General features: G+C 56.2%; 11 protein-coding genes. 2 read left to right on the top strand and 9 right to left on the bottom strand.

Annotated features, from left to right (window positions below):
- Nucleotides 1–125: 125 nt before the first annotated feature.
- From WKI47_RS06415 to WKI47_RS06395, 5 genes are all read right to left on the bottom strand, one after another.
- Nucleotides 126–1361 (bottom strand): FAD-dependent monooxygenase, encoded by a 1236-nt coding sequence (locus WKI47_RS06415; protein ID WP_340226346.1) that lies wholly within the window; start codon nucleotides 1359–1361, stop codon nucleotides 126–128.
- A gap of 89 nt (nucleotides 1362–1450) precedes the next feature.
- Nucleotides 1451–2320: a cation diffusion facilitator family transporter gene (locus WKI47_RS06410; RefSeq protein WP_340226345.1), complete on the bottom strand. Its 870-nt coding sequence runs from the start codon at nucleotides 2318–2320 to the stop codon at nucleotides 1451–1453.
- A 409-nt stretch (nucleotides 2321–2729) separates the two neighbouring features.
- A complete protein-coding gene (gene glpX / locus WKI47_RS06405; protein WP_340226344.1) occupies nucleotides 2730–3734 on the bottom strand; it encodes a class II fructose-bisphosphatase in 1005 nt (334 codons plus the stop codon).
- 54 nt (nucleotides 3735–3788) lie between these two features.
- Nucleotides 3789–4592: a pyruvate, water dikinase regulatory protein gene (locus WKI47_RS06400; protein WP_340226343.1), complete on the bottom strand. Its 804-nt coding sequence runs from the start codon at nucleotides 4590–4592 to the stop codon at nucleotides 3789–3791.
- A gap of 18 nt (nucleotides 4593–4610) precedes the next feature.
- Nucleotides 4611–5252 (bottom strand): helix-turn-helix transcriptional regulator, encoded by a 642-nt coding sequence (locus WKI47_RS06395; protein ID WP_340226342.1) that lies wholly within the window; start codon nucleotides 5250–5252, stop codon nucleotides 4611–4613.
- A 419-nt stretch (nucleotides 5253–5671) separates the two neighbouring features.
- Between WKI47_RS06395 and WKI47_RS06390 the strand changes: the two genes are divergently transcribed.
- The gene (locus WKI47_RS06390) at nucleotides 5672–6706 is read left to right on the top strand and encodes a hypothetical protein (RefSeq protein WP_340226341.1); all 1035 of its coding nucleotides are present in this window, start codon (nucleotides 5672–5674) and stop codon (nucleotides 6704–6706) included.
- An 83-nt stretch (nucleotides 6707–6789) separates the two neighbouring features.
- Here WKI47_RS06390 and WKI47_RS06385 read toward each other — a convergent pair whose 3' ends face one another.
- Both WKI47_RS06385 and WKI47_RS06380 read right to left on the bottom strand, forming a co-directional pair.
- Nucleotides 6790–8502: a methyl-accepting chemotaxis protein gene (locus WKI47_RS06385; protein WP_340226340.1), complete on the bottom strand. Its 1713-nt coding sequence runs from the start codon at nucleotides 8500–8502 to the stop codon at nucleotides 6790–6792.
- 190 nt (nucleotides 8503–8692) lie between these two features.
- Entirely contained in the window at nucleotides 8693–9466 is a 774-nt protein-coding gene (locus tag WKI47_RS06380) for a glucose 1-dehydrogenase (RefSeq protein ID WP_340226339.1), read from the bottom strand.
- A 184-nt stretch (nucleotides 9467–9650) separates the two neighbouring features.
- Between WKI47_RS06380 and WKI47_RS06375 the strand changes: the two genes are divergently transcribed.
- Nucleotides 9651–10253 (top strand): TetR/AcrR family transcriptional regulator, encoded by a 603-nt coding sequence (locus WKI47_RS06375; protein ID WP_340226338.1) that lies wholly within the window; start codon nucleotides 9651–9653, stop codon nucleotides 10251–10253.
- A 134-nt stretch (nucleotides 10254–10387) separates the two neighbouring features.
- On the opposite strand, the gene WKI47_RS06370 is transcribed toward WKI47_RS06375, so the two are convergent.
- Together WKI47_RS06370 and WKI47_RS06365 are read right to left on the bottom strand one after the other, a co-directional pair.
- Nucleotides 10388–11770, bottom strand: coding sequence for an amino acid permease (locus tag WKI47_RS06370; RefSeq protein ID WP_340226337.1), 1383 nt, complete (start codon nucleotides 11768–11770; stop codon nucleotides 10388–10390).
- A 559-nt stretch (nucleotides 11771–12329) separates the two neighbouring features.
- On the bottom strand, nucleotides 12330–13097 hold the full coding sequence (locus tag WKI47_RS06365; RefSeq protein ID WP_340226336.1) for an alpha/beta hydrolase: 768 nt from the start codon (nucleotides 13095–13097) through the stop codon (nucleotides 12330–12332).
- Nucleotides 13098–13237: the final 140 nt, after the last annotated feature.

The following is a 13237-nucleotide window of genomic DNA, read 5'->3' as shown; positions in this document are numbered from 1 at the left end:
TGGCTTTTCCGCTTGAAGGCGGAGGCGCCAAGTCTTGTTTTGATTTCAGGCATACTGGGGTTGGCAATACGTCGAGCGATACCGACAGCTTTGCGTTTGGCTATGCTCGGGACATCGGACATGCTTCAGCTTTCGGTTTGGGCCACCCGGATCTCCGGAAGCTGCTGCTGGGTCCGCGCGACATGCCCGATACGGGACGCGATTTTGCGCAGCGGCCCGAAGCTGGCGATGCGAATTACGGTCCGAATCGTGCCAACGCCCATTTTCGTTTGCGGATAAAACAGATCGGGCGTGCCGGGCGGCAGCTTTTGCGCGTCGTCGACGATCGGCCGCATCCACTTTTCGTAGCGTTCCAGCGCTTCGCTGATATTGAGATTGTCGGCTTTTTGCGTTAGCGTCGAAGATCCGTGCGAAGACTGCGACAGGAAAGCCGCCAGCACGTATCCGCCGATCAGCGCGAGCGACGATCCGCCTCCGCCTAGCGGCGTCACGCACCAGGCCGCGTCGCCGGTGACGCAGACTCTTTTTTTCGACCAGCCCGGCATCTTGATCTGGGTCAGATAGTCGAAATACACGTCCTGCGAAGTCGAAAAGCCTTCGATTACGCGATCCGTTTGCCATCCGGCGCCCGCGAAAATATCGCGCAGTTCGGAGCGCGCCTGATCGGTCGACAGGTCGGCGATGCTGCGCTCGCTGCCGTAAGCGAGCATCGCGCGGATCGTCCCCTGATTGTCGGGACGCAAGCAGACTTGGCGTTTTTCCGTCGCGGTGTACCAGCGCCACCAATCGTCGTCTTCCGGCTTCCGCTCGATCGTGCCGTAAGCGATATTGAGCTGAAGCTCGCGCCGCGACACTTCGTTCGCGAAAACCATCTCGCGCGTTTTGGATCGCACGCCTTCCGCGATAATCAACAGATCATAGGTTTCCGTCGCTCCCGAGCGCAAAGCGACCTGCACATAATCGCCCGGATCGGACACGCTTTCGATCCGTTCGCCGTACCGGATCTCGACGCCAGACGGCAGCGCGTCCAGCACGATGCGCGCCAGTTCGTCGCGCAAAATTTCCAACTCCGCCGTCAAGCCGTCGGAACCTTCCACCGGGAAAGCGCCGACGACCTCTCCTTGATCGTTCACGAAGGCGGTGCCTTTTTCGGTCGTCGTCTGGGCGCGAACCTGATCTTCCAGCCCCATTTTACGAAGCACTTCCCGCGCTGCGCCGCGTACGTCGATATTTTGCCCGCCGTCGCGAAAAGCCTCTGCGCGTTCGATTACGGTCACATCCCAACCTGCTTTTCCCAACCAGAACGCGGTGCTCAGACCTGCTATGCTCGCACCGGAAATCAGCGCTTTCGGATTCTCCATCATCTGTGCTCCTTTTCGAAATCGGGGATTGTTTGCTGCTTCTTTTTACCCGAAGATCGAAGGCGGCAACCGCAATGCGAAAGACATATTTATTCTTTCGGTTCCACGTGGACGCTGACAAAATAAATGGAATGGTTCTCTTTCATTTCATGCTCGACCCGATCCGCGATGTCATGGCCTTCCACGATACTCAAATCGCGCGGAACTTCGATCGTCACGTCCAATACCGTCTGACTACCGTTAACCCGGGCTTTCAGTTCGCGAACCTCTTCCACGCCTTCCACCTGCGCAATCGCTTCGCGAATTTCGGTCAATTCTTTTTCGTCAAATCCATCCGTCAAACGGTGCAGCGATTCGCGTAAAATATCCCAGGCTGTTTTGCAAATGATTAAGCCTACGATAAACGCTGTCACCACATCCAACCACGGCATGCCGAACTGCGAACCCAGAATGCCGACGGCGGCGCCGATACTGACGAGGGAGTCGGACAGGTTATCTTTGGCCGCAGCCATCAGTGCCTGACTGCCCGTTTTGATCGACAGGTCGCGGTTGTACCGATAGACGCCGTACATCGCGACCGCACACACGAAGGCCACCGCCGCTACCCAGGCCTGCGGCGCTTCTTCGGTGCCGCTCGCAAGCGATTGCGCCGCGCCGACCAAGACTTCGAGACCCACAAAAGCCATAATGACGGACGCCACGAGCGCCGCTACCGTTTCCGCGCGAAAATGGCCGTAGGCATGGTCTTTATCCGGCGGTTTTTGCGAAATGCGCAGCCCGATCAATACCGCAATCGAGGCCACGATATCCGTCAAGTTATTCAATCCGTCCGCTTGAAGCGCGCTGGACAGGAATACATATCCGACCGTTAGCTTAAGCGCGGACAAGATCAGATACGCAATAATGCTGACCCAGGCTCCACGCTCGCCTTCTTTGATTTTTTCGTAAACGTCAACCATTTCCGCTGCCCCCAAAACCTTTATTTCCTGAACGTTGTCCATCATAACAAGCCGGTTTGCAGTGGGTCTACAGAAACATTATAGCCGCGGGGGAACGTTGTAAGCCCTGTGAAATAGTCTGATAGCAGCCAAACTTTGTTGACCTTGGGCAAGAGTAAGATCATCCCGCTTCCTGTCTGGGTTGAGACGAGTATGGGGAAAGGAAAGGCTAATGTTTACCTGTAGTTTGAAAAATGCTTAAGCGGAAACTTTTTTAAAATAAAAAGACTCGCCCGCGGAATCGCGGAGCGAGTAAGGAAACAGAGATAGAACACAAACCGAAAACAAAGACTCCAAATTGCGATAAATTTTTGCGTTTTAGCAATACGCAATATCGAGTGAGCCACATGCACAACTCGAACGTTTTAAATCACAGCGATGCCACTTTGCCGATCATCGGCACTTCCGCAAGCCCTGTCGGGAATTGCTTGAGCGGCAGATAGTGCATGCTGCGAATATAGCGCACAGTACGACTGCTGGCGCGCATAATGACGGAGTGAGTCTCAGCGCGGTCTTTGCCGATCATGCGAACGCCATCCAGGAATTCGCCGCTTGTCACGCCGGTAGCTGCGAACAGGACGTCGCCCGTGCCTGCCATGTCCTCCAGCGTCAACACGCGGGAAGGATCTTCGATGCCCATCGAGATGCAGCGCTGCTTCTCGAACGGGCCATCCGGCAGCAGGCGTCCTTGCATATCGCCGCCGAGGCAGCGCATAGCAGCGGCAGCCAACACGCCTTCCGGCGCTCCGCCGGAACCGAGGTACAGATCGACGCCGCTGTCCGGCAACGCTGCCGCGATCGCGCCCGCCACGTCGCCGTGACCGAGCAACTTGATGCGTACGCCCGCTCCGCGCAGACGGGCGATCAAATCTTCGTGTCGCTCGCGCTCCAGCACCATGACAGTCAGATCGGAAAGCGCACGGCCTGTGTAATGTGCAGCCTTTTGCAGAGTCAGCTCGACCGGATCGTTCAGACTCAGCTTGCCCGCGAGTTCCGGGCCGCAGGCCAGTTTTTCCATATAAATATCCGGCGCGTGCAGCAGACTGCCTTTTTCCGCGATCGCAATGACGGCCTGGGCATTATGCAAACCAGCCGCGACGACTTCGGTTCCTTCGAGCGGATCGACCGCTACATCGACTTCCGGGCCTTCTTTGGTTCCGACCTTTTCGCCGATGTACAGCATCGGAGCGTCGTCCATCTCGCCTTCTCCGATCACAACCGTACCGTTAATCGATACGGAATCGAACATGGAGCGGATCGCAGTCGTGGCCGCACCGTCCGCCGCATTTTTGTCCCCTCTGCCGATCCATTTCGCTGCTGCCAATGCACCTAACTCCGTTACTCGCACAATCTCCAGGGTCAATTCGCGTTCCATGGTCAATTCCTCCATTCGATTTGTCGGCTCTTTTTGAACCAATCCGCGTTAAAGTTACAATCCGTTCAAGATCAAGCTGGACGTCTCTTCGATCGCCCGATCCGTGATATCCACTACCAGACAGCCAAGCCTTGCATACAGCGTCTCGGCATAATCCAGTTCTTCCTTGATCCGCTCCAAGCTGTCATACTGCGAACCGACGGGAAGCCCCAGGGAGCGAAGCCGTTCGGAACGGATCTTGAGCATCGCCTCCGGCGCGATCGTCAAGCCGACCAGACGTTCTTTCGGCAGGCTGAGCAATTGCTGCGGCGGCGCGATCTCCGGGACGACGGGATAATTGACGACCTTTTTGCCCCGGTGGGCGAGAAAAATGCCCAGCGGCGTTTTGGACGTGCGCGAAATGCCCATCAAAACGATGTCCGCTTTGAGCATCGCGCCCAGATCGCGGCCGTCGTCGCTGGCGACGGTGAACTCGATCGCTTCCATGCGGCGGAAATAGTTCTCGTCCATCTTGCGCAGCACGCCGGGCCTGCGCGTTGGCGGCGCTCCGCTAAACGTGTCGATAAACGCCTGCATCATGGGGCCCATGATATCGACGACCCGTACATCCAACCGCACCGCTTCCTCCCGTATCGTCTCGCGCAGTTCGGGTTGAACGAGCGTGTAGGCCACGAAGCCTTTATGCTCGGCGGCTTCTTCCATCAGCTTGCGCAGCTCGTCCTCATGCCGGACATTGCCGTAACGCTTAATCGAAACTTCCCGATGCTCGAATTGGTGAATCATGGCTTGCACGACCGCTTCCGCCGTATCGCCGACCGAATCCGAGCAAATGGTAATGAATGGCGTGCCTTGTTCCATCGTCTGCGTGTCCCCCTGTTATCCTGTCGTTTCGATGTCGAGGAGAAGCTGAACGATGGCCGTCTTCGTCAATCGTCCCACGATAGCCGGCTTGCCTCCCGTTTCTTCGGGATCGGCATCGATCACCGGCAAACTGTCTACCTCGTGCATAATCATCTTGTGGGCGGCTTCCAATACCGGTTCGTCGGGCGATGTCGTGATGACCTTCGGAATACGGGTCATCACCATGCTGACGGGCATCGAAGCCGAACCCGGATTGCCCAATGTTACTTTCAAAAAGTCTTTGCGTGAAGCGACTCCGGCAAGCTTGCCTTCGCCGTCGCAAATGATCAACGTGCCGACATCCTGTAAAAAGAGTGTCACCACTGCATCCTGAATGGTCGTCGTTTCGCGGATAATAATCGGCACATTCTGAACATCCCGTACCTTCGCTTCGCGCATTCGATCACTGCCGTTGCTTCCGCCCGCTGTTTTGCGTCCGGGGAAATATCCGACTTTCGGCTTGGCGTCGACGTATTCCAGCATAACCAGCAGCGACAGATCCGAACGGATCGTCGGCCTGGACAGTCCCAGGTTCTCCGCAATCTGCTCTCCGGTGATCGGCGCCTGCTTTTTCACGATATCCACGATCTTCAATTGTCTTGCCGTTAATTCGATCAAGGTTACCCTCCGATTTCCTGCTTGCGCCCAAAAAGAAGAGATCGTCGCATTCCTTCGCATCTGATTTCTTCTTTTGCGTAAACATATAATACGACACTAATCATAAAATTGAAACATATATGACGTATTATTTCGCTATTATTTTTACTTATAGACATGTTAAGCCGAAATTATAAGCGAAAAATCGCCGTTTTATGTCTTCACGACTTTCATTATGACATACTTTATAACGTTTTCGTTTTTTATTTTAGAGTTTTGCTTTGAAAAATACATAGCGTGCCGCGAATGGAAATGTTACCCTAATAATCGACAGCTTCCCGGGGCGCAAGCGCAACTCCCTGGCGGAAGCGGATTTTGCGCCTATGCGCCATACATAAGCGTCAAGCGATTTTATAACGGAGTACAGGAGGGATTCAAACATGGCTTATTGCACAAACTGCGGGGCCGAAATCCAGGCGGGAGAAATCCATGTCTGCCCGCTCGAACCGAAAGAAGCGGGTACCCCGCAACCGATCAGTAGCGGGGTATCGCTGGAAAAAAACAGTTCCGGCACGCCGCAGGCTTCGCCGGAACCAACGTCGCCGTCTATCCCGGCACAGCCCGACATCCCGTCTGCGGCTCAAGCGTCTTCAACCGTTCCGGGATCTGTTCCCCCGCCTTCGAATGTCCCGGTGCCGGTTCCACCGCCTTCGCGCGAAGAGTCGGCCGATCAGGCGAGGCACAACGAACAGGCCGGACAGCCCGGTCAACCCGGAGCCGCATCGGCGACCGCTTCCCGTTTGGCGGACGCCGCCAAAAGCGAATGGAGCAAGTTGGATACGGGTAAGCTGTTGGGACTGCTGAAAAACCCGCTTTCCGCTCTGCATTTGCGCGGCGATCGCGATCTTCTGCTGGGCATCTTCGGTTTACTTTCGCCGCTGCTCGGTTTTCTGATCTGGGCTTGGGCGTTCAAACGCAACCTGATCAACGGCCTGACCGACGGATTTACGGACACCGGCTTTTTCGACGGCGATCTGGATTCGTTGTCCGGCTCGCTCAACGATCGCATCATCATTGTCGGCCCGATGTTTATGGCTTCGCTTATCTCGGTGCTGGTGCTGCTGGCCGCCGCTTATCTGCTGGGCAACTGGCGCGGCCAGGACAAACAAAGCCTGCGCGAAGGATGGATTCGTTTGAGCGGCGTTCAATTTTTCGCGGGCGCTTTGTTCCTGGTCAGCGCCGTGCTGGTGTTCATGTCGACATCGGCTTCGCTGCTGTTGGTAGGCGCCACGTTGCTGTTGGCTTTCGTGCTGACCCAATACGCGGCGATTCGGATGTTCCGTATCGCCGAAGAACGCGTCTCGCTGTTTCTGGCTTTGACAGTAGCGATTCAAACGGTAGCGATCGCTTTGATTCTGAACGGCTTCTCGACTCAATTGGCCGAAGGATTCCAGGACCTGCTGCGCGGGTTTTAGCCGCTTGCCCCGCTTCGTCGAAAGACCCCGTTTTCCGCGTGCGTAACCGCGGAAAACGGGGTCTTTTTTTGTATACTCGCGCTTTACAGCTTGAACTTTTCGACCGAACGCGCCAGCGTTTCGATTCCTTCTTTGGACGATTGCACGCCGCCCAGCACGTCCGACGCGTTTTCGGCGGCCAGACCCGCTTTTTCCGCGATCGTGCCGGTTCCGCTCGCGCCTTCGCTGGCGGACATGGCGATCTCGTCCGTCGCTTTGACCAGGCTTTCCATCGAAGCCAACAGTTCTTCCGTCGTCGCGCTCAGATCGGTCGACAACGCTTCGGTATCGTCCGCTCCGGCGGCGTATTCTTCCGAAGCGCGCAGCATCAGGGCGTAATCGCTTTGCACGCTGCTCGCGAAAAAGTCCAGCAAATCTTCGGAGTTGCTTTTCAGGCTGCCGACCGAACGAAGCACCGCTCCGGTCACCTCCTGGATCTCGTCGGCCGCTTCTTTGGAATCTTCGGCCAGTTTGCGGATTTCGGCCGCGACGACCGCAAAGCCGCGCCCGGCTTCGCCCGCTCTCGCCGCTTCGATCGACGCATTCAGCGAAAGCAGGTTGGTTTGCGCCGTGATTTGGAGAATCGACTCCGCCAGCAACGTGATCCGTTCGACCGCGCGCGATTCTTCCATCGCCTGTTCCAGATTGCTTTTGACCGTCTCGTACGAAGCCGTTCCGTCGCGGTAAGACTGCTGGAACGTGGATTTCAGTTCGGTCGCCCGCGTGCTGAGTTTTTCCGACGAGCGGGCGCCTTCCTGCGCTTTGAGCGCGATCGACTCCAGCGCCCGGCCGATCTCGGACGACGTCTCGCTCATGCCGCGAGTCGACGAAGACGTCTGCTCCATGCCCGCCGACAATTGCTGCGTCGTCGCCGAGATGTCCTGCACGCTGTCGTCGAGCGTCGCCATGCGACCGGCCACGTCATCCATCACGTGTTCGATCTCGCGGCTTTCGCGCTGCACGTCTTCGATGATTTCCCGGAACGCTTTGCGCGCGGCCGCTTCCGAACGGATCAACAGCGCGAATTCGTCTTTTTCGTTCAAAAAGCGCTCGTACGTATTGTCGTATTTCAGATCCAGCTCGGCTGTTTTGCGAATCAGGCCGACCGCGATATTCGTACGCTTGCGCACGTTGCGGATCACGATCGTGCCGACCGCTGCGGAAACCAGCAACGCCGCCGCCAGACCGATCCAGATGGTGCGCTGAAGCTGCTCTTGGTAAGCTTGGCTATCGGCGATCACGTCGGTGCTGTAAGCATCCAGAATTTCTTCGATCTGATTGATGTCTTCCCGCGCCGCATCAAACTGCTCCGCCGTGCCGCCCGTTTTCCAGGCCGCGAATTTGGTTTTGAAGTCGTCGAACAACTGGAACGCCGTTTTGCCGGAGTCGGGATGGGTGTAGCTTTCAAAACGTTCAGGGTGCGCTTTCATAATCGTTTCCGCTTTCAGCACGCGTTCTTCCGTCTGGCCGACGTTTTCGTCGTAATCGGCTTTCAGGTCGGTCAAAGCCTGCCCGGATGCACCGTCCATGCTTTGTTGAGCCGACAACGCCTGGTAAAAATCGCGGTCCGCGTTCAGCAGCCAGGCCGCGCTTTGATGCGCTTCGTTGTACAGACGCTCGATCAGACGGTCCGACAATTGCGACACGAGATTCACCGACAAAGCCGACAACAAAACCAAAGCAAGCAGGGGAGGCGCCAAAGGAAACAACATTTTGAAACGCAGCGGGATATTGTTGAAGCGCAGCCATTTGAACATTTGAAAACCACCTTTCTACGGAAAAAAGATCTTTTCCTATTTATCGGCAATTTCCGACAAACGTGAATAAGATCTTTTTCCCAGTTTTTTCAGTTATTTGATCAGAACTTTATGGTATGATTCAGGCTCATTGCGATGCGCTGTCGACTATATTTAGGGCATGTACGCAAACTCGGGCCATGTACGCGCCCTAATTGCTCGTCCACCCTCCGTCGACGACCAGTTCGATGCCGGTCACGAATTTGGATTCGTCCGATGCCAGGTACAGGTAAGCGTTGGCGATATCCATCGCTTCTCCGGCGTGCGGAGGCAACGGAGCGTACGACGTGTAGTTTTCGCCCATCGCCTGCTGGGACGGGATGCCGGCTTTCTCAACCATGCCGGTGAAGACCGCGCCCGGATGCACCGAGTTGACGCGGATATTTTCCCGGCCGAACCATTGCGCCGTATGCTTCGTCAGCGAGCGCACCGCGCCTTTGGACGCGCTGTAAGCCGCTCCCTGCGCGTCCGCGAACCCGCCGATGATGCCCGCGATCGAAGAGGTGTTCACGATCGACCCGCCGCCTTGCGCCTGCATATGCGGAATGACGTGCTTCATGCCGAGCCATACGCCTGTCATGTTGATCGCCAGCACTTTGTTCCAATCGTCCAGTTCCGCTTCCAGAATGCCTTTCGCCATATGGATGCCGGCGTTATTGACCAGGACATCGACGCGCCCGTAACGGGAGATCGTCTCGTCCACGACCGTTTTCCACGATTCCGGGCTTGCGACGTCCAGCTTCAGCGCGATCGCTTCGCCGCCTTCCGCCGCTTCGATCTTGCCAACCTCGCGCTCCAATTCCTCGGTCACGATATCCGTCGCCACGACTTTCGCGCCTTCTTTGGCGAACAACTGCGCGCCGGCCAAGCCCATGCCGCTGGCCGCCCCCGTGATGATCGCCACTTTTCCCGACAGTCTACCCATATTCGTTCGACCTCCTCGATTTTATATGCGTCGTTGAAATGGTAACGTTCTCAACGATTTATAGTATAATGTGGCTAAAAAAGCGCTTCAACCGTTGAAAACAGCGGGTTCCGGCTTGTCTGCGACATCGGAAAAGCCGTTTGTTCACCGACGCGACGTTTATCGACAAAGGAGGAACGATCTGTTGGAAAACTTTTTTGAACCGGACCGCCGCACCTTGCAATCCAAAGCGGCTTTCAAAGACGCCCTGCTCCGTTTGATGCTGCAAAAAAGCTTCGATGCCGTCACCGTGACCGAATTGAGCGCCTCCGCCGGACTGAACCGGGGCACCTTTTACAAGCATTACCGCGAAACGGCGGACCTGCTGTCCGAGATCGAATCGGACGTGGAAAACGATCTGGTCGCCGCTTTCCGGGAGCCTTACCGCGATCGCGATATTTTGGCCGTGCGCGAGATGTCGGCTTCCGCGATCGGCATTTTCGATCACGTGCTGCGGTACCGGAATTTCTATACTTGCTTGATCCGGCGGGAAAAAGCGGCTTTTTCCCGCGACCGGATCTGCCATCTGTTCAAGCGCCAGCTTCTGAGCGACCTTAGCACCTGCGGACCTTCGGCAAATATCGACGACGAACTGCTGGCCGGTTACCGGGCGCACGCTTCGTTCGGCCTGATCGTCGAATGGGTCAACAGCGACTTCAAATACAGCTCCGCGTACATGGCCGAACAGTTGGTGCGCATCCTGATCGCAAGCGGGGAGCGGGACGAATACCGGGTGCATATCGGGTAGGGCGCGCACCGATTCGATTTAGCGCATCTTTTGGGTCTTTTTTCTCGGTCTTTTTTCGACGACAAAAAGCGGAACCGGCGATGCCGCGCGGTTCCGCTTTTTTGTTTTTTTGCACGTATCCGGTCTGTCGATGCTTACTCGGAAGAACCCACGTGCGTATTCGGCGTTTTTTTGCCGATGCCGAACAGATAGTACGCCGCGAACATGATCGCGATAAACGCCGCGCCCACGCCGAGCGGGATACGGGTATCGGTGTTGATGACCATGCCGACGAGCACCAGCAGCAGGAACACGATCACGAAATAATTCGCCGCCGGGAAAAATAGCGATTTGAACGGATGGTCCGCCATCTCGCTCGCATGTTCGCGCCGGAACCGGAACTGCCCGATCGCCATCGCGAACCACGGCACCATGCCCGGCAGGATGCTGGCGCTGTAGATGTACAGGAACAGCTTGGAATCCGGCATCAGGTAGTTCAGCAGCACGCCGATCAGCAGCAAAGCGATGGTCGTCATGATACTGTTGCGCGGCACGCCGCTTTTGGAGATTTTGCCGAAAAACTTCGGCGCCTGGCCGTTCTCCGCCAGCGTGAACAGCATGCGTCCCGCGCTGTAAATGCCGCTGTTGCAGCCGGACATCGCCGCCGTCAGCACGACGAAGTTAATGATGCCCGCTGCCGCGACGATGCCGACTTTGGCGAACGTCAGCACGAACGGACTGCCCGTCACGCCGACTTCGTTCCACGGATAGATGGTTACGATCACGAAGATCGCGCCGACGTAAAACACGAGAATGCGCCAGACGATGTTTTTGATCGCGCGCTTGAGCGTCACTTTCGGATTTTCCGCTTCGCCCGCCGTGATGCCGATCATCTCGATCCCCTGGTACGCGGCGGTGACGATACAGAGCGCGAACAGGAACCCTTTTAACCCACCCGCGAAAAATCCGCCGTGCTGATACAGATTGCCGAACCCGATCGGAACCCCGCCGTTGCCCCATCCGAAAAAGATCAGGCCCGTGCCCAGAATCAGCATGGCGACGATCGCGACGACTTTGATCATGGCGAACCAGAACTCGAACTCGCCGTAGAATTTCACCGCCGCCATATTGGCCGCCGCGATAATGCCGACCCCGACCAGCGCCGGAATCCATTGCGGGATGTCCGGGTACCAGTATCCGAAATAGATCCCGATCGCCGTCACTTCGGACATGCCGACCGTTACCCACAGGAACCAATAGCTCCAGGCCGTCAAATACCCCGCGACCGGATGGATGTATTTATGCGCGAAAGTGGCGAAAGACCCCGTTACCGGCTCGGCAATCAGCATCTCTCCCATGATTCGCATGACAAGGAACATGACCAGTCCCGCCAGCATGTACGCCAGCAGCACCGACGGTCCCGCCCACTGTATCGTGCTAGAGGACCCCATGAACAGGCCGACGCCTATCGTTCCTCCCAGCGCGATCAATTCGATATGCCGGGCTTTCAGCCCCCGGCTCAATTGTTTCTCTTCCACAACCAACGCCCCCAAATTTCTCACGGTTTCTTGTTTTTCGCTTGAATCGGCTTTGCCGCGCTTCTGTTTGCGACTGCATTGTACGTTAAAGCGTCGCAGAATCGCACCAGCAAATTCTATGCCAAGTGCTTTGAAAAAACAACAGGAAATCTCACGCTTCTGACACCGCTACGGAATGTATCGAGGACTAAAGTCCGTTACAGGAGGACAAACATTCAATGAAAAAGAAAAAGGATCAAGCTTGAAGAGGAAAGCGTTCAAACAAAGTGTCCGATGAAAAAAGACAAAAAAAGATTGTGAATTTTTGTGGAAAAGTCTGATTGGGAGGGAATAGGCGAATGAGGCGCTGCGGGAAGGATTACCAGCATATGCTTCCGAAGTGGATCTCTTCGAAATGCTTCACAAGACGCTGTCTCACTCGGAAAACCGGATTAAAATTTTAAAAGGTGGTTTTTCGAGTTCAAAGGCGTCTTTCACTGAATCCCTCCCTCCGCTGGTGCGCCTAAAAGCCAAAACAAATTTTTGGGGGAAGGTAGAAGTGAAATACCTAAAGGGAGTATTAGAGAGCAATCTCGGAAGCAGACCAAAAATCCTCCGCCCGCTCAATCCACTCGTCCGGACGGTGCACGCTGAGTTCGCCGTGGACGTAGCCGGGAAGTTCGGCGCATTCCGATCGCGGAACAAGGCTGCATAGCAGACGCGCCGATTCTCGGATCGCTTTGTGTTCTTTTCCGGCATAGAAGCACAATACGCGCGTTTTGCAATTGCGGATACTGTCTTTCAACGCATAAGCGAAATAAGAATCGAAAATAGCGAGCGACGTGCGGCGGCGGAACGTTTTGATTTGTTGCAGGTACAGGCGCAGCATAGGCTCCGGCATGCGATGTTCGGGCGCGATGCCGCGATTGCCGAGCCGGCCGGGCAAACCGGTGCGCTCAAGCGCCCAGTGCAGCGGAAGCAGCGGACGGGCGTATCGGAGCATCTGCGGCTGCGGAATCCAGCACGAGCCGTCGGTGATCGCGAAGTCGGCTATGCGCTCGCGGCGGCTGAGCAGTTCGGCCACGATCTGCCCGCCCAGCGAGACGCCGCAAAGCGCGAATATTTTTCCGGCATGACGCTCGTCGATATACGCCAGCAGATCGTCGGCCGAGCGCTCACTGGAGGCGTAGATCGTCGGCTCGCCGCCGTGCCCGTCCAGAATCGGCAAAATGACATGGTAGCGGTGTTGCAACCGTTCGGCTTGCAGCAGATACGCTCCGGCCCAGGTTGCTCCGTGGATCAGCAGGATAGCGGGTAACGTCGGATCGCCGTACGTTCGAAATTTCATGGTTGAGCCTCCTTCGTTTGGTGGTTGCTTTATCGTTAGCGAAGACGCAATTTCCGTATAAACAAACAAAACTTCTGCCCGGACGAAAGTCCGTGCAGAAGTTGCGGATTTGTTCTAACTGTACGGCGGTACGCCGCTTT

The sequence above is a fragment of the Saccharibacillus sacchari genome (genome assembly GCF_037722395.1).
Taxonomy (GTDB): Bacteria; Bacillota; Bacilli; order Paenibacillales; family Paenibacillaceae; genus Saccharibacillus; species Saccharibacillus sacchari_A.
This window is presented reverse-complemented; position numbering and strand designations above follow the sequence as displayed.